At 69.2% G+C, this 17,210-nt stretch carries 15 protein-coding genes; 5 read left to right on the top strand and 10 right to left on the bottom strand.

Going from position 1 to position 17,210, the window contains the following annotated elements:
- Positions 1-97 precede the first annotated feature (97 nt).
- From G3N98_RS18610 to G3N98_RS18570, 9 genes are all read right to left on the bottom strand, one after another.
- Positions 98-1,423, bottom strand: coding sequence for an FAD-binding oxidoreductase (locus tag G3N98_RS18610; RefSeq protein ID WP_206148865.1), 1,326 nt, complete (start codon positions 1,421-1,423; stop codon positions 98-100).
- Between the two features lie 2 nt (positions 1,424-1,425).
- Positions 1,426-2,160, bottom strand: coding sequence for a cupin domain-containing protein (locus tag G3N98_RS18605; protein WP_089429377.1), 735 nt, complete (start codon positions 2,158-2,160; stop codon positions 1,426-1,428).
- Positions 2,161-2,280: 120 nt separating this feature from the next.
- Positions 2,281-2,721 (bottom strand): AraC family transcriptional regulator, encoded by a 441-nt coding sequence (locus G3N98_RS18600; protein ID WP_206148864.1) that lies wholly within the window; start codon positions 2,719-2,721, stop codon positions 2,281-2,283.
- A gap of 23 nt (positions 2,722-2,744) precedes the next feature.
- On the bottom strand, positions 2,745-4,079 hold the full coding sequence (locus tag G3N98_RS18595) for an FAD-binding oxidoreductase (RefSeq protein WP_206148863.1): 1,335 nt from the start codon (positions 4,077-4,079) through the stop codon (positions 2,745-2,747).
- Positions 4,080-4,222: 143 nt separating this feature from the next.
- Positions 4,223-6,112 carry an ABC transporter ATP-binding protein gene (locus tag G3N98_RS18590; RefSeq protein ID WP_206148862.1) on the bottom strand — a complete coding sequence of 630 codons (1,890 nt, stop codon included), beginning with the start codon at positions 6,110-6,112 and terminating at the stop codon, positions 4,223-4,225.
- Positions 6,112-7,068 (bottom strand): ABC transporter permease, encoded by a 957-nt coding sequence (locus G3N98_RS18585; protein WP_089429374.1) that lies wholly within the window; start codon positions 7,066-7,068, stop codon positions 6,112-6,114. Before G3N98_RS18585 ends, G3N98_RS18590 begins: the two co-directional genes overlap by 1 nt.
- A 30-nt stretch (positions 7,069-7,098) precedes the next feature.
- Entirely contained in the window at positions 7,099-8,052 is a 954-nt protein-coding gene (locus tag G3N98_RS18580; RefSeq protein WP_206148861.1) for an ABC transporter permease, read from the bottom strand.
- Positions 8,053-8,131: 79 nt separating this feature from the next.
- Positions 8,132-9,715, bottom strand: a complete 1,584-nt coding sequence (locus G3N98_RS18575) for an ABC transporter substrate-binding protein (RefSeq protein ID WP_089429372.1) — start codon at positions 9,713-9,715, stop codon at positions 8,132-8,134.
- Positions 9,716-10,264: 549 nt separating this feature from the next.
- Complete coding sequence (locus tag G3N98_RS18570; RefSeq protein WP_089429371.1) at positions 10,265-10,933, bottom strand: haloacid dehalogenase type II; 669 nt, start codon at positions 10,931-10,933, stop codon at positions 10,265-10,267.
- A gap of 408 nt (positions 10,934-11,341) precedes the next feature.
- On the opposite strand from G3N98_RS18570, the gene G3N98_RS18565 reads away from it, so the two are divergent.
- The 5 genes from G3N98_RS18565 (at position 11,342) to G3N98_RS18545 (ending at position 16,868) form a co-directional block, all read left to right on the top strand.
- The gene (locus G3N98_RS18565) at positions 11,342-12,202 is read left to right on the top strand and encodes a GNAT family N-acetyltransferase (RefSeq protein WP_089476694.1); all 861 of its coding nucleotides are present in this window, start codon (positions 11,342-11,344) and stop codon (positions 12,200-12,202) included.
- A gap of 12 nt (positions 12,203-12,214) precedes the next feature.
- Entirely contained in the window at positions 12,215-13,141 is a 927-nt protein-coding gene (locus G3N98_RS18560; RefSeq protein ID WP_206148860.1) for a glyoxylate/hydroxypyruvate reductase A, read from the top strand.
- Positions 13,142-13,302: 161 nt separating this feature from the next.
- Entirely contained in the window at positions 13,303-14,703 is a 1,401-nt protein-coding gene (locus G3N98_RS18555) for an aspartate aminotransferase family protein (RefSeq protein WP_206148859.1), read from the top strand.
- Positions 14,704-14,794: 91 nt separating this feature from the next.
- Positions 14,795-15,286 carry a winged helix-turn-helix transcriptional regulator gene (locus G3N98_RS18550; RefSeq protein WP_006749694.1) on the top strand — a complete coding sequence of 164 codons (492 nt, stop codon included), beginning with the start codon at positions 14,795-14,797 and terminating at the stop codon, positions 15,284-15,286.
- A gap of 109 nt (positions 15,287-15,395) precedes the next feature.
- A complete protein-coding gene (locus G3N98_RS18545) occupies positions 15,396-16,868 on the top strand; it encodes an NAD-dependent succinate-semialdehyde dehydrogenase (protein ID WP_206148858.1) in 1,473 nt (490 codons plus the stop codon).
- 60 nt (positions 16,869-16,928) lie between these two features.
- Here the strand turns inward: G3N98_RS18545 and G3N98_RS18540 are convergent.
- Positions 16,929-17,210, bottom strand: a 282-nt coding sequence (locus tag G3N98_RS18540) for a LuxR C-terminal-related transcriptional regulator (protein WP_206148857.1), incomplete at its 5' end; no start/stop codon positions are given.

The raw sequence follows: 17,210 nt of genomic DNA, 5'->3' as shown, positions 1-17,210 counted from the left end.
CAGCGAACGCTCACCGCACCGCTCCGGCCGCTCGCGGGCGGTCCGGCTCGATGCGCGTCGGATACAGGCGGCCTCTCATCCACGTGATGGCGTTGCATCAGAAATCCGCGACCTTGCCCCACGCGGACTCGCTGAACCGGCCGGGCCGGTACGGCGCCGGGTCCACGAACGGTTGCGCACCGGACGCCAGATCGGCGATCAGGTGCCCGGCGCCCGGCCCGATCCCGAAGCCGTGCCCCGAAAAACCCGCCGCGAGGATCAGCCCCGGCACGCCCGGCACTTCGCCGATGCCCGGCACGCCGTCAGGCGTGCTGTCGACGAACCCGGCCCACGCGTGCGTGATCTTCGCTTCGCGCAGCTCGGGCAACAGTTCGGCCGCGCGGCGGTACGTTTCAGTGACGGTCGGCATATCGGGCTTCGGATCCAGAATGCGCACGGCTTCCATCGGCGTCGGCGCGTCGAGGCGCCAGCGCTTCAGCGTTTCGTGGCCGCCGCGCACACCTTCGAAGCCGCCCGGCAGCAGGTTGCGCCAGCGCTTCGCGAACATCGGCACGAATTGCGGCGCGAAGCGCAGGAACTGCGGCGTCAGGTCGACGCGCGCGCGACCGCTGATCGCGAGCGCATAGCGTCCATCGCTGCGGCGCGTGATGGACACGCCGGACGTGTACATCGCATCGGGCAGCGGCGTGTCGACGGGCGACACGCTCAGGATCGACTGACGGATCGACGCCTGCGGAAACCGGATGCCGAGCTGGCGGCAGAACGACGACGCCCAGGCGCCGCCGGCCATCACGACCGTGCGCGTCTTGATGACGCCGGCCTCCGTGACGACACCGGCAACCCGGCCGCCCTCGAGTTCGATGCCGCGCGCCGCGCAGTGCTGGTGGACACTGCCGCCCAGCTTCATCAGCGCGGCGGCCACGGCCGGCGCGGCCTTGCCCGGATCGGCCGTGCCGTCGGTCGGCGAGAACACGCCGCCCTTCCACTGCCGCCCGGTTGCCCGTCCGCGCTCGGCGGCCTGCTTGCTGTCGAGCATGTAGGTGGTCACGCCTGCCGTCTTCGCGAATTCGCCCCAGCTCGCCCAGCGGGACAGCTCGGCCTCGTCATTGCTGAGATACAGCAGCCCGCAGCGATGAAAGCCGGTGTCTTCGCCGGATTCGGCCGCGAATCGTTCCCACAGATCGATGCTCTTGCTCGCCATCGGCAACTCGCGCGCATCGCGGTTCTGCTGGCGGCACCAACCCCAGTTGCGGCTCGACTGTTCGGCGCCGATGCGCCCCTTCTCGACGAGCGCGACCGAGATGCCGCGGCGGGCCAGGTAGTAGGCGGTGAACACGCCGATGATGCCGCCGCCGATCACGACGACGTCGGCCGCGGCCGGCGGCGTGGACAAGGTTTCGATATGGCGCAGCGGAGGGGACATGCTCAGTCTCGTTCGGTGGAAGGTTTGACGTTCTGCATCACGTAGAACTTCGCCACGCGTTCGCTGCTTTCCCACCCGATCGACGCGCCGCGCGGCACGAACAGTGCATCGCCGGTCCCGAGCGACTGCACGCTGCCGTCGGGCGCCGCGAACCGGACGCCGCCGTCCAGCAAAAACATGAACTCGTTCGCGCGATGCGGCCTGACGATCCGGTGATACGGCGTCGAATCCCAGGTGCCCGCGCAGTACCCGGCGCCGTCGTCGGTGAACACGTTGTCGCTGCGGCATTGCGGCGCGGGGCCGAGCAGCGCCTCGGCCGGCAGCGTGGCGGACGGCTTGAAGTCGGCGTCGGCGCGCAGCTCGAAGACGCCGCGTTTCGTCGGTTGCGCGCACGCTGCCGCGCAGAACGTCAGCAGCACCGGCGATTGCGCGACGATGCGCAGTGCGGTGCCGGCGCCGATGACGGCGCCTTGCCCCGGGCCGACCACCAGCGGCGCGGCCCCGGCCGCTTCGAGCGTCAGCTCGCCCTGGATGACGGCCAGGGTTTCGATGTGCGGAAAGCTCGCCACGTCCAGTTCGCCGACGAAAACGATCCGCCCCGCGGCCATCGCGTCGGGGCCTTCCCACGCCATCTCGCGATGCGACGCGAATGGATCGCTCGCGCCGAACGCCTGCTTGCGGAATGCGGTGGAAGACGGTGCGCCGTCGGCCCGGTGCAACACGAAAACTGCGGTCATTTCTGCTCCTGTGCAGTGTGTGACGGATTCGTTCGAAAGCGGTCACGCGATATCGGAAATCGTCGTTCGCCGGCGCTTGTGCCGGACATCCTCAGCGGGGCATGTCGTCCATGCGTGCGCTTACGCCGCGTGACACGACGCTTCGCGGCGTTCGGCGCGCAGGCGCGTCGATGGCGTTCGCACCGGCGCGCCGCCCGTTCGGGCGACCACGTAATCGCGCGGCGTGATCCCGAGCACGCGCCGGAAATGCCGGCACAGATGGCTCTGATCGAAGAAGCCGACGTCGGTCGCGACGACCGACGGCGCGAGTCCGGCGCGCAACAGGTCCTGCGCCCGCCGTATCCGCACGAGACACAGATACCGGTGCGGCGACAGCCCGGTTTCGCTGCGAAAACGCGCGGTGAAACGCGACACGCTCAGCCCGGCCACCGCCGCGAGCGTATCGAGGTTCAGCGGCTGCGCGAACGATGCATCGATCGTGCGCAGCACGTCGCCGATCGCGGGCGACACGGGCTGCGCGCCACGCGGCGAGCCAACCGAGCCAATGAATTGCACTGTCATATCGAATTCTCCCGGCGCTCGCTTCAATGCAGGAAATCCTGCATCCGGTAATACGCGCCGACGAGCGGCAAGAACCACGCGTGCCCGAAATGGCCCGGTATCGCCGGCCATTCGAGCTCGCGCCACGGGTTCGACGCGGCCGCGCCATACAGCACGTCGGCCATCACGCGGCCCATGTGCACCGACATCTGCACGCCGTGGCCGCTGTAGCCCATCGAGTAATAGAGGCCGTCGTGCTGGCCCGCGCGCGGCAGCCGGTCGGCGGTGATGTCGACGAGCCCGCCCCAGCAGTAATCGAGCCGCACGCCGGCCAGTTCCGGGAAGTAGCCGGCCATGCCGGCACGCAGGACGTCGCCGCTCTTCGCGTCGGAGTGCGGGCTCGACATCGCGAAGCGCGCACGGCCGCCGAACAGCAGCCGGTTGTCGGGTGTCACGCGGAAGTAGTTGCCGATCTGGCGCGACGTCACGTATGCGCGTCGATGCGGAAACAGCCGGTTCAACTGCGCGTCGGGCAGCGGCTCGGTCACGACGATGAAGCTGCCGACCGGCGCGATGCGTCGCCGGAACCACGCGAACGGCCCGTGCTGCGATGCGCCGGTCGCGACCAGCACGCGATCGGCGACGATCGTGCCGCGGGCGCTGCTGATCCGGTGGCGCTCGCCGTCGAGCCGTTCGAGCCGCGTGACGGCCGCTTGCTCATACACGCGTGCGCCAGCGCGCACGGCCGCTTGCGCGAGCCCGACGCCGAACTTGCCCATGTGCATCTGCGCGCCGTTGCGCTGCAGGAGCCCGCCGTAAAAGCCGTCGGACGCGATTTCATCGCGGATGTGCGACGGGTCGATCAGCTCGATGTCGGGATCGACGTCGCGCCGCAACGCGTTGAAGGTCTTTTCAAGCCCCGCGAAATGCTGCGGCTTCGCGGCGAGCTTCAGCTTGCCGGCGCGCCGGAAATCGCAGTCGATCGCCTGTTCGGTCACGATCGTCTCGACGCTCTTCACCGCGCTTTCGTACGCGCGATAGAACCGTTTCGCGGCGTCGACACCGATGCGCGCGGCCAGCGACGCATAGTCCTGCGCGACGCCGGTATTGCACTGGCCGCCGTTGCGGCCCGACGCTTCGCCCGCGACCTGCGCGGCTTCGAGCACCGCCACCGCCACGCCGCGCTGCGCGAGCGCGAGCGCCGCCGACAAGCCGGTGAAGCCGCCGCCGATCACGACCACGTCCGCGCGCCCTTCGACCGGCCCTTCGCTGCCGGCGCGAAACGCGGGACGAGTGTCCAGCCAGTACGATTCCAGTTTCATCGAATTCTTCTCGCGTATTCCGGCGACGACGATCGGCGACCGTCCAATGAGAATCATTTAATCACCATCAAAAAGCGCAGTTGCCGCGTATTCGCGCGCGCCACACGTGTCATTTGCCGTTTTGCCCGCCTGCCGCAGCACACTATGCGCAACGTCGATCGCCGGTGCGAGCGGGGGCGATGAACGAACGACGGCGCGCATTACAGCCGGACCGGCTGCACCGTCGTGCCGCCTGCCGGCACCGGCTCCGGCTCCGCCTGGAAGCGCGCGAGATCCTCCTCGCTGCGATGGCAGAGCACCTGCGCGCCGTTGCCGAGCGTGCGCAACGACGGGGCCGTGCGGTTGCACACGCCGTCCACGCGCATCGCGCAGCGCGACAGGAACGGACACAGCTCGGCCTCGTTCTCGCGCTCGCCGATCGGCACCAGCGGCCGATGGCAACGCTCGGTCGCATCGTCGAGCCAGCCCGCGCGCAGCTCCGGCGCGGACGACACCAGCAGATGCGAATACGGGTGATAAGGCGGCGCGCACAGCGCGTCGCGGCTGCCCGTCTCCACGCGGCGGCCCGCATACAGCACGACGATGTCGTCGCTGATCGCGCGCACCTTCGCGATGTCGTGCGTGATGAACACGTACGACACGCCGAGCTTCGCCTGCAGGTCGCGCAGCAGCTCGATGATCGCGGCGCCGACCACGGTGTCGAGCGCCGACGTGACCTCGTCGCACAGGATCAGGTCGGGCTCGGCCGCGAGCGCACGCGCGAGGTTCACGCGCTGCTTCTGCCCGCCCGACAGCTCGCCGGTACGCCGCGAGGCGACCGCCGGCGGCAACCGCACGAGTTCGAGCAGCTCCGCGACGCGCTGGCGTGCACGCGCGCCCTTGATCCCGTGATAGAACGCAAGCGGCCTCGCGAGCGTGCGCTCGACGGTATGCACCGGATTGAGCGCGGTATCGGCGTTCTGGAACACGATCTGCACGCGGCGGTGCTGCTCCTTCGTCCGTTTGACGATATCGCGCGCGAGCGGCTCGCCGTCGAGCAGGATCGCGCCGCCGGTCGCCGGCACGAGGCCCGCGATCACCTTCGCGAGCGTCGTCTTGCCGGAACCCGATTCGCCGATCACGCCGACCGTCTGCCCGCGCCCGATGCGCAGGTCGACTTCATGCAGGATCACCTTCGCGGGCCAGCCTTTCGCGGTACGGCCGCCGTAGCCCGCGATCGCGCCGCGCACCTCGAGCAGCGGCGCCGGCGCGGCCGGCTCCTGTGCTTGTGCCTGCGCGTCGCGTTCGGCATCGTTCGGCGTGACCGCCGCGATCAGGCTCTGCGTGTACGGGTGCGCGGGCGCATGCAGGATCTGTTCGGTGTCGCCCGCCTCGCGGATCACGCCGTCGCTCAGCACGACGATCCGGTCGGCCATCTGCGCGACCACGGCCAGATCGTGCGACACGTACACCGCACTCATCCCGTAGCGCCGGATCACGTTCTTGAACGCCTGCAGCACGTCGATCTGCGTGGTCACGTCGAGCGCGGTGGTCGGTTCGTCGAGGATCACCAGCTCGGGATCGGTGATCAGCGCCATCGCGGCCATCAGCCGCTGCAGTTGACCGCCCGACACCTGGTGCGGATAGCGCTTGCCGATCGTCTCCGGCTCCGGCAGCGCGAGCGCGCGGAACAGCTCGACCGCCTTCGCCTGCGCGTCGCGCTTCGTCAGCGTCTTGTGGATCAGCGCGCTCTCGATCACCTGGTCGAGAATCGTGCGCGACGGGTTGAACGCGGCGGCCGCGCTCTGCGCGATATACGCGACCTTGCGGCCGCGCAGCGCGGTCAGCGCCTCCGCGGAAAGCGTGCACACGTCGGTGCCGTCGAGCTTCACCGAGCCGCCGGCGATCCGGCATCCGGCGCGCGCATGGCCCATCAGCGACAACGCGATCGTCGTCTTGCCGGAGCCCGATTCGCCGATCAGCGCGAGCACCTCGCCGCGCCCGATCTCGAAGTCGACGCCGTGGACGATCGTCGTTTCCTCGCCGCCCGGCCGGCCGCCGACCACGCGCAGCCCGCGCACCTCGACGAGCGGGTTCGATTCGTGTCGCATCAGTGTCCTCCGGCGGCGCCGGCCGCGCCCTTGCGGCGGCCGCGATGCGGCAAACCGTCGATCAACAGGTTGACGCCCACCGTCAGGATCGCGATCGCGACCGCGGGCATGATCGCGACGGCCGAGCCGTCGCCGAGGCTCGCGATGTTCTCGCGCACGAGCGAGCCGAGGTCCGCATACGGCGGCTGCACGCCGAGCCCGAGAAAACTCAGGCCGCTCAGCAGCAGCACGACGAACGTGAAGCGCAGCCCGGTGTCGGCCAGCATCGGATGGATCATGTTCGGCAGCATCTCGACGCACGCGATGTACAGCGCGCTTTCCCCGCGCGCCTTCGCCACCTGCACGAATTCGAGCGTGCTGATGTTGACCGCCAGCGCACGCGCGATCCGGTACGAGCCCGGCATGTAGCTGACCGCGGCGGTGAGCACCAGCAGCGGCAGCGACGAGCCGAACGCGGCGACGAACATCAGCGCGAACATCTTCGACGGAATCGACGTGAGCGCGTCCAGCAGCCGGCTCATCGTCTCGTCCACCGCGCGGCCCGACACGGTCGCGAGCAGCCCGAGCGTCGTGCCGGTCACCGCGGCGAGCAGCACCGCGGCGAGCGCGAGCAGCACGGTCAGCCGCGTGCCGTACAGGATCCGGCTCAGCATGTCGCGGCCGAGGAAGTCGGAGCCGAACGGCAGCTTCGCGCTGAACGGCGCGAACACGTCCGGCGTGACGATCGTGCCGACGTCATGCGGCGCGATCAGCGGCGCGAACACCGCGACGAACAGCATCAGGCCGGCCATCGACAGGCCGACGCGGCCGCCGGCGGTCAAGGCGATGCGCACGGCGCGGCGCTTGCGCGGCTGGTCGGGCGCAGGCGCGGCAGGCGGCACGCTGCCCCGCCCCACGGGCGGGTCGCCGGAGGGCGGCAGCGCGCTGCTGCGTTGTACGGGTTCGATCGGTTGCATGGGCGGCATCTCGGAAGGAAGACGAAACACTCAGGTGCGCAATCGCGGGTTCGACACGATCGAGCACAGGTCGGCGAACAGCACGAGCGTCAGGTACGCGACGCAGAAGATCAGCGTGCACGCCTGGACCAACGGGAAATCGCGGTTGCTGACGGCGTCGACCATCAGGCTCGCCAGGCCCGGATAGTTGAAGATCGTCTCGACGACGATCACGCCGCCGAGCAGATACGACAGGCTCAGCGCGATCGCATTGGCGATCGGGCCGATCGCGTTCGGCAGCGCATGGCGCAGCACGACGCGTGCGGGGCTCGCGCCCTTCAACGTGGCCATCTCGACATACGACGCGCTCAGCTGCTCGATCACCGCGGCGCGCGTCATGCGGGCCATCTGCGCGATCACGACCGCGCACAGCGTCAGCACCGGCATCGCATACGCGCGCAGGAAGTCGTGCAGGCTTTCGATCGGGCCGCTGTACGACAACGCGGACAGCCAGCGCAGCTTCACCGCGAACACGAGCACGGCGACCGTCGCGATCAGGAACTCCGGCGTCGCGACGAGCGACAGCGTGCCGAGGCTGATCACGCGGTCGACCACCGACTCGCGCTTGACGGCCGCGAGGATCCCGAGCAGCAGCGCGATCGGCACCGACACGGCGGTCGTGATCGCCGCCAGCGTGAGCGACTTCGGCAGGCGCCCGCCGATCAGCTCCGACACCGGCATGTCGCCGGACAGCGACCGGCCGAAATCGCCGTGCAACAGGCCGGTGAGCCAGTGCACGTAACGCACGTGCGCCGGCATGTCGAGACCGAACTGCTGGCGCAGCGCGGCGACCGTCTCCGGCGTCGCCGACTGGCCGAGCGCGGCCTGCGCGGCGTCGCCCGGCAGCAGGTTCGTGATCGTGAAGATGATCGCGGACACGATCAGCAGCGTCAGCGCGGTGACCGCGATGCGCCGGCCGATCAGCCCGATGAGAATTCGGTTCATGGAGAAGCACTCCTGAAAAGCCCGCGCGTGGCCGGCGCGGTGGCCCGCACCGGCCGCGCGACGGCGGCCAGCCACAACGTCATGCGTTCCACCACACGTTCTCGGCGAACGTGAAGCCCATCATCGGCCCGGTGGGGATCGAGCCGAGGCCCGCGAGCCGCTTGTCGTAGCCGTCGAGGAAGCTGATGAACGCCGGAATGCCGACCCGCCCCTGCTGCGCCACGATCACCTGCATGTCGCCGTACATCTGCTTGCGCTTCGCGTCGTCGGTTTCCGAACGCGCGGCGAGCAGCAGCTGGTCGAACTTCGCGTTCTTCCAGCCCGACTCGTTCCACGGCGCATCCGACTTGAAGAACTGCGTGAACAGCACGTCGGCGCTCGAGCGCGGGTTGATGTTGCCGAAGGTGAGCGGGTGCTTCATCCAGTGGTTCGACCAGTAGCCGTCGGGTGACGCGCGGTTGACCTGCAGGTTCAGCCCGATCTTCTGGCCGGCCTGCTGCAGCAGCACGGCCATTTCGATCGACCCGTTCGCGTCGGACGTCGCATAGATCGGCGGCAGCGTGGCGCCCAGCGCACCGGCCTTCTGCAGCAGGAATTTCGCCTTGTCCGGATCGTGCGGCCGCTGCGGCAGCGACGCGTTGAAGTAGCGGTGCCCCGGTGGAATCGGCTGGTCGTTGCCGATCACCGAGTAGCCGCGGAACACCGCCGTGCGGAGCTGCTCGCGATCGAACAGGTACTTCATCCCTTCGACGAAATCGGGACTCGATACGATCGGGTTGTCGCTGCGCATGATCAGGTCGGTATAGAGGCCCGACTTGGTCTCCTTCAGCGCATAGCCCGGCGTCGACGAGACCCGCTGCGTCGAGCGCGGATCGATCGCGTTGATCAGGTGCACGTCGCCCGACAGCAGCGCGTTCAGGCGCGCGGCGCTGTCGCTGATGCCGATCAGCTCGATCTCGTCGAGATACGGCTTGCCCGGCTTGAAGTAGCTGTCGTTGCGCACGCCGACGGTCGACACGCCCGGCTTGAACGACTTCAGCTTGTACGGGCCGCAGCCGATGCCGGTCGAGAAGTCGGTCGTGCCGTCCTTGACGATCACGAGCTGCGGCGTCGCGAGGATCACCGGCAGATCGGCGTTCGCGCTGGCGAGCGTCAACGTGACTTCGTCGGGGCCGCTCGCCTTCGCATCCGTGAACTGTTCGGCAAGCGTCTTGACCTTCGACGCGGTGGCCGGGTTCTTGTGGCGCATCAGCGAAAACACCACGTCGGCCGGGCCCACCGGCTTGCCGTCGTGGAACGTGACGCCCTTGCGCAGCTTGATGATCCACGTCTTCGCATCGGTCGTCTGCAGCGATTCGGCGAGGTTCATCTGCGGCGTCAGGCTCGCATCGAGCTGCGTGAGGCCGCTGTAGAACATGAAGAAGCGGGTATAGTCCGCGCCCGTCGAGCCCTTGGCCGGATCGAGCGTATCGGCCGTCGAGCCGGCTTCGTTCGCGACCCGGATCTTGCCGCCGCGCTTCGGCGCGGGCGCGGCGAACGCGGCGCCGGGGGTCATCAGCAGTCCGCCGGCGCCGGCGGCCATCATGCCGCTCGCCGCCATGACCTTCATCATGTCGCGGCGCGTGAAGCCGCCCTTGCCGCCATTGTCGATATCGTCGCTCATCCGAACTGCTCCTGACTGTGGAAAGTGGGGTCTTGGGTCCAGCGTGGTTGTTCAATCCCGCCGCACCCGCTTGCTGGTGGCGGGCGCGGCGTCGTTCACATGCAATTCATTTAAGCACCGCCAAAATGCCGGTTGTCCCGATTCGGGCCGCCCTCACGATACGAATCGACCGTTTTGGGTGGCCTGCGCAGCATGATTTGCTGCGTGCACTCCGGCCGGTTTCGCCGCGCCGATCCGACGCGCATCCCGCACGCATGCGGTGCATCGGCGCAGCCGGCGCGTGCGGGTCGATGTCGGCCGATGTCGACTGATGCCGCCCCGTGCCGGCTGCGTGCCGATGCGGGGCGGCCCACCGCGCGCGGCAGGTGCCCGTGAAAGTTCAGAGGATTGGTCGCGGCCTCGATGCGTCGAAACGTGGAGCCCGACGGCGCGGTGCCAGGCACGCACCCGTGTGCGCCGCTGCGGCGCCGGCCGCATGGGCGGGTTTTCCCGTCGCGCGGCCGCCCGGCAGCAGGCCGCGCGACGCACGCCGCGCAGCCGACGTACTGCTTACAGGCCAAGCTGCGTCGCCAGCTGGCCGATATCCGACACTTCGTAATAGTTGTAGAACGGCGTGCCGGGCTCGTGGCCGCGGTTCACGAACGCCTTGTGCCTGATCCCGAGATCCTCGGCCGTCATCAGGTCGTAGCGCAGGCTCGACGACACGTGCAGCACGTCCTCCGGCTTGCAGCCGAGCTTGTCGAACATGTATTCGAAGCCCTGCATGCGCGGCTTGTACGACTGCGCCTGCTGCGCGGTGAACACCGCATGGAACGGCGCGCCGAGCTTGTCGACGTTGCTCATGATCTGGTCGTCCATCGCGTTCGACAGGATCACCAGCTTGTACTTCGACGCCAGCCGCGACAGCCCGGCCGGCACGTCCGGGTGCGGGCCCCAGGTCGGCACCGCGTGATAGAACAGCTCGGCCTCGGCTTCGTCGAACGTCACGCCGAGCCGCGCGCAGGTGCGACGGACCGAGTTGACGACGACGTCACGGTACGGCTTCCACGCGCCCAGCACCTCATCGAGCCGATAGGCGGCGAACGCACGCACGAAGGCCTCCATCGTGGCCGGCGACAACCGATCCGCATAGATTTCGCGCGCCGTCTCGGCCATCCGGAAATGGGTCAGCGTGCCGTAGCAGTCGAAGGTGATGTACTTCGGTTCAAACTGGATCATGGTCGGGTCCTGTCGGTGTGAAGCCCCGGCAGGGCCGGGGATGGGCTGGGTGTAACGAAATTGAATCAGGGCAAAAAGTCGTGCGCGCATCGTTCGGCGCCGCTCAAAACGCACAATCGCCGCAAGTTGCCCGCCGCATGCAGCACGATCTGCGGTGCGAGCGGGCGCGGCCCGCCGGCAGGCGGCAGCGCCGCCGTGCATGAATCGTAGAGGCGTTCCCACAGCACGAGTGGCGGGATTGACCGGCCGCGCCGGCACGATCCACGCGTTCGTCCGCGCCGATCGAGCCGGTTTGCATCGATCTCGCGGGCGCGCCCGTCAGCGGCGGAAAACAGGCGAATCGTCCTATCCGCGCCGCACCCGCGCTGGCAGAGTGAATGCGTCATTTCCACCCATCCGGAGTCCGGCGTGTCCGACCTCAACCCTTCCCGCACGCTCACCTATCGCCCGTTCGCCGACACCGACCTGCCGGCCGCCCATCGGCTGTCGGAGGCGGTCAAATGGCCGCACCGGCTCGAGGACTGGCGCTTCGTGCTCCAGCTCGGCGGCGGCATCGTGGCCGAAGACGAGACCGGCGTCGTGGGAACCGCGCTGGGCTGGCGCCTCGGCGAATCGCACGCGGCGCTCGGCATGGTGATCGTGTCGCCCGAGCGCGCGGGCGGCGGCATCGAGCGCGAGCTCCTCGCCCGCGCGCTCGACGGCTTCGGCACCCGCACCGTGTTTCTGCATGCGATGCCGGGACGCGAGCCGCTGTACGCGGCGTTCGGTTTCGAGCCGATCGATACGATCAACCAGCATCAGGGCGCGGCGTTCCGGCCGCCGCTGATCTCGCTGCCGCCCGGCGAGCGCCTGCGCCCGCTCGGCACCAACGACGGGCCGCGCCTCGCCGCGCTCGCGTCGCGCGCGGCCGGCTACGAACGCGGCGCGGTGACCGACGCGCTGCTCGACGTCGCGAACGGCATCGCGCTCGATCGCGACGGCGAACTGCTCGGCTTCGCGCTGTTCCGCCGCTTCGGCCCGGGCCACGTGATCGGCCCGGTGATCGCACCGGATGCGCTGCGCGCGCAGGCGCTGATCAGTCACTGGCTCGCGCTGAACGAAGGGATGTTCGTGCGGGTCGACCTGCCGAGCGACAGCGGGCTGTCCGACTGGCTGGACGGGCTCGGGCTGCCGCGCGTCGATACCGTCGTCACGATGGCGCGCGGCACGACGCCCGCGCGCGACCCGGCGCTGCGCGCGTTCGCGATCGTGAGCCAGGCGCTCGGCTGAACGGGACACACGATGAGCTTTCTCTACAAGGCCGACCCGGTGCGCGGCGCGCAGTGGGCGGCACGCTTCGCGCAACAGGCGCCCGATCTGCCGTTCCGGATCTGGCCGGACCTCGGCGACGCCGCAGCCGTCCGCTATCTCGCCGCCTGGCAGCCGCCGGACGATCCGGTCGCGCTGTTGCCGAATCTCGAAGTCGTGTTCTCGGTCGGCGCCGGCATCGACCAGTTCGACCTGTCGCGCGTGCCGTCGCACATTCCGGTCGTGCGGATGATCGAGCCCGGTATCGTCGAAGGGATGGTCGAGTATGTGACGCAGGCCGTGCTGACGATCCATCGCGACCTGTTCGACTATGCGGCGCAGCAGCGCGACCAGGTGTGGCACGAGAAGCCGGTGCGCGCGGCCGCATCGCGGCGCATCGGCGTGCTCGGGCTCGGCACGCTCGGCCAGGCCGTGCTCGACACGCTGCGGCGCTTCGGTTTCCCGTGCGCCGGCTGGAGCCGCACGCCTCGCACGCTCGACAGCATCGACTGCTACGCGGGCGACGCGGCACTCGACGCGTTCCTGGCGCGCACCGACATCCTGATCTGCCTGCTGCCGCTGACCGACAGCACGCGCGGGCTGCTCGGCCCACGCGTGTTCGATGCGCTGCCCGCCGGCGCGTCGCTGGTGCAGGTCGGGCGCGGCCCGCAGCTCGACGAAGCCGCGCTGCTCGCGGCGCTCGCGAGCGGCCGCCTCGACAGCGCGATCCTCGACGTGACGGATCCCGAACCGCTGCCGGCCGGCCATCCGTTCTGGACCCATCCGCGCATCCGCATCACGCCGCACATCGCCAGCGCGACGCGGCCCGACACCGCGGTCGACGCGGTGCTCGCGAACCTCGCGCGCCATCGCGCGGGCCAGCCGATGATCGGCGTCGTCGATCGCGCGCGCGGCTACTGACGTCGATATCCGGCCGCACGGGGCGCGCAGCAGAAAATGCCGAAGCGCCCCGCACAAACGCCGCGCGCATACGTTTCGGGCCGCAAATTGAAGACGCATCCGGATTTCTCGCCCGTTAGCATGAACTCACCGCTGACACCTGACGAGAGTCCCGCCTCCCCATGAACCAAGCCGCGCTGATCGAAGCCGATCGTCAACACCTGATCCACCCCGTCGTCAATTACCGTGCGCACGAGGCGCGCGGCGTCACCGTGCTCGAATCCGCGGACGGCGTGTTCCTGCGCGACGCCGCGGGCCACACGCTGCTCGACGCGTTCTCGGGCCTGTGGTGCGTGAACGTCGGCTACGGCCGCGACAGTATCGTGAAGGCCGCCGCCGACCAGCTGGCGAAGCTGCCCTACGCGACCGGTTATTTCCATTTCGGCTCGCAGCCGGCAATCGAACTCGCCGAACGGCTCGCCGCGCTCGCGCCGCCGTCGCTGAATCGTGTGTATTTCACGCTCGGCGGCTCGGACGCGGTCGATTCCGCGATCCGTTTCATCACGCACTATTTCAACGCGACCGGCCGCCCGTCGAAAAAGCACATGATCGCGCTGGAGCGCGGCTATCACGGCTCGTCGTCGATCGGCGCCGGGCTCACCGCACTGCCGGCGTTCCATCGCCATTTCGACCTGCCGCGGGCCGATCAGCACCACATTCCGTCGCCCTACCCGTACCGCCATCCGCTCGGCGACGATCCGCAGGCGCTGATCGCCGCGTCGGTCGCCGCGCTCGAAGCGAAGGTCGCCGAACTCGGCGCGGACAACGTCGCCGCGTTCTTCTGCGAGCCGGTGCAAGGCTCCGGCGGCGTGATCGTGCCGCCGGCCGGCTGGCTGAAGGCGATGCGCGACGCGTGCCGGCGCCTCGGCATCCTGTTCGTCGCCGACGAGGTGATCACCGGCTTCGGCCGCACGGGCCCGCTGTTCGCCTGCGAGGCCGAACAGGTCGATCCGGACCTGATGACCGTCGCGAAGGGCTTGACGGCCGGCTATGCGCCGATGGGCGCGGTGCTGATGTCCGACGAAATCTACGAAGGGATCGCGGGCGACCGCGCCGATTCGCCGGTGGTCGGCCACGGCCATACGTATTCCGCGCATCCGGTCAGCGCGGCGATCGGCCTCGAGGTGCTGAAGCTCTATCACGAAGGCGGGCTGCTCGCGAACGGCCAGGCGCTGGCGCCCCGCTTCGCGGCAGGCCTCGACGCGCTGCGCGCGCATCCGCTCGTCGGCGACGCGCGTTCGGTCGGGCTGCTCGGCGCGCTCGAACTGGTGGCCGACAAGGCGCACAAGACGCGCTTCGACCCGGCGCTGAACGTGCCGGACAAGATCGCAGCCGCCGCGTACGCGAACGGCGTGGTGTTCCGCGCGTTCGGCGACGGCGTGCTCGGCTTCGCGCCGGCGCTGAGCTTCACCGCGGGCGAGTTCGACCTGCTGTTCGAACGCGTGCGCAACACGCTCGACGACGTGCTGGCCGATTCGGGCGTGCAGCGCGCGCTCGACGCCGCGCACGCGCAGCCGGCCTGACGGGCCAAGGGAAAGCCGGGCTTGTGGCGGATATCTTTCGACTCTAAAGTAACCGGACATTCCATTTTTCCGACTCCCGACGCACGTGAACATGACGGACAGCAAGCTGGATCGCATCGACCTGCGCATCCTCTCCCAGTTGCAGAAGCGCGGCCGCATGACCAACGTCGAGCTGGCCGATGCGGTCGGGCTGTCGCCCAGTCCCTGCCTGATCCGCGTGAAGCGGCTCGAGAAGGCCGGCTACATCGGCGGCTACGGCGCGCACATCCAGCTCGAGAAACTCGGCGACGTGCAGGTCGTGTTCACCGAGGTCACGCTGGCCGACCACCGGCGCGAGGATTTCGACCGCTTCGTCGCGGCGATCCGCAACGTCGACGAGATCGTCGAATGCCACCTCGCGAGCGGCGGCTACGACTATCTGCTGAAGTTCATCACGCGCAGCGTGAGCCATTACCAGACGATCGTCGAAGGGCTGCTCGAGCAGAACATCGGCATCGAGAAGTATTTCAGTTACGTGATCATCAAATCGCCGTTCGTCAAACGGCACTACCCGCTCGAATCGCTGTTCGGCGAACGTCACTGACGCACCGCGCGCGGCACCCGCGAATACGGCAGCGTCGCTGTCCGTACGGGGCAGTCGCGCGCCTGCCGCGCCGCCGTCGTCACCGAACTGCTTCATTCAAGGACCTGTCATGCCGCTTATGCTGTCCCGAACCGAACTCGTTCGCACCGCCAACCTGATCGACGGCGCCTGGCGCGATGCGCTCGACGGCCGCCGCTTCGCCGTCACCGATCCGGCCACGCTCGAGACCGTTGCCCACGCACCCGACAGCGGCGCCGCCGATGCGCGCGCGGCGACCGATGCGGCAGCCCGCGCGCTGCCCGCGTGGCGCGCGACGCCCGCTCGCGACCGCGCGGCGATCCTGCGAGCATGGCACGCGGCGATCGTCGCGCACACCGACGATCTCGCGAAGCTGATGTCGCGCGAACAGGGCAAGCCGCTCGCCGAAGCGCGCGGCGAAGTCGCGTACGGCGCGTCGTATGTGCTGTGGTTCGCCGAGGAAGCGACGCGCACGTACGGCGACATCATTCCGCAGCAGCAGCGCGGCAAGCGGCTGAGCGCGGTGAAGGAGCCGATCGGCGTCGTCGCGGCGATCACGCCGTGGAATTTCCCGCTCGCGATGATCGCGCGCAAGATCGCACCGGCGCTCGCGGCCGGCTGCACGGTCGTCGCGAAGCCCGCGGAGGACACGCCGCTCACCGCGCTCGCGCTCGCGTTCCTCGCGCAGGAAGCGGGCGTGCCGGCGGGCGTGCTGAACCTGATCACGGCGTCGCGTGAGCGCGGCATCGACGCGGCCGCCGACTGGCTCGCCGACAGCCGCGTGCGCAAGATCACGTTCACCGGCTCGACGGCCGTCGGCAAGCTGCTCGCGCGCGATTCGGCCGCGACGCTGAAGAAGCTTTCGCTCGAGTTGGGCGGCAATGCGCCGTTCATCGTGTTCGACGACGCCGAGCTCGATGCCGCGGTCGACGGGCTGATGGCGGCGAAGTTCCGCAACGGCGGGCAGACGTGCGTCTCGCCGAATCGCGTGTACGTGCAGGCCGGCGTTTACGATGCGTTCGCGCAGAAGCTCGCCGCGCGCGTCGCCGCGTTGAAGGTCGCGCCGGCGACCGACCCGGCCGCGCAGATCGGCCCGATGATCAACGCGCGCGCGGTGGACAAGATCGCGCGGCACGTCGGCGATGCCGTTGAACGCGGCGCGCGCGTGCTGACGGGCGGCAAGCGCCTGACCGAGCTCGGCGCGAACTATTACGCGCCGACGGTGCTCGCCGACGCCACCGCCGACATGCAGCTGACCTGCGAGGAAACCTTCGGCCCGATCGCCGCACTGTTTCGCTTCGACACCGAGGACGAAGCCGTCGACGCCGCGAACGACACGCCGTTCGGCCTCGCCGCGTATTTCTACACGCAGGACGTGCGCCGCATCGCGCGCGTGTCAGCACGGCTCGAAACGGGCATCGTCGGGATCAACGAAGGCGCACTCGCGAGCGAGGCCGCGCCGTTCGGCGGCGTGAAGGAATCGGGCTATGGCCGCGAAGGGTCGCGCTACGGGCTCGACGATTACCTGTCGATCAAGTATCTGTGCCAGGGCGGGCTGGATTGATTGGGCGGGCGCGAGCCGTCCGTCCGCGCAGATGGAAGCGAATCAGCGTCGCGGATCGCGTCAGAGCAACCCCATCGCCGATGCCTTGAGCGTCGCCGCGGCGCGTGTCGAGCATTCAAGCTTGCGAAACGCCTTCTCGACATGGGTGCGCACCGTGCTCGGACTCATCGAGAGCGCCTGCGCGACCTGCTTGTTGCTCGCCCCTCGGGAGATGGCCCGCAGTACGTCGATTTCCCGTGGCGACAGGCGCGGGCCGTCGTGCGACGCGCGAGCGGCCATGCGCCGGGCCGCAGGCGCGCCACCCGTGACGAGCGCCGCGACCACGTCGCCGCATAGCCGGCC

This window comes from Burkholderia sp. Tr-20390 (genome assembly GCF_017104595.1).
Taxonomy (GTDB): domain Bacteria; phylum Pseudomonadota; class Gammaproteobacteria; order Burkholderiales; family Burkholderiaceae; genus Burkholderia.
The sequence above is the reverse complement of the archived record's forward strand: the minus strand, read 5'-3'. Positions and strand labels throughout refer to the sequence as shown.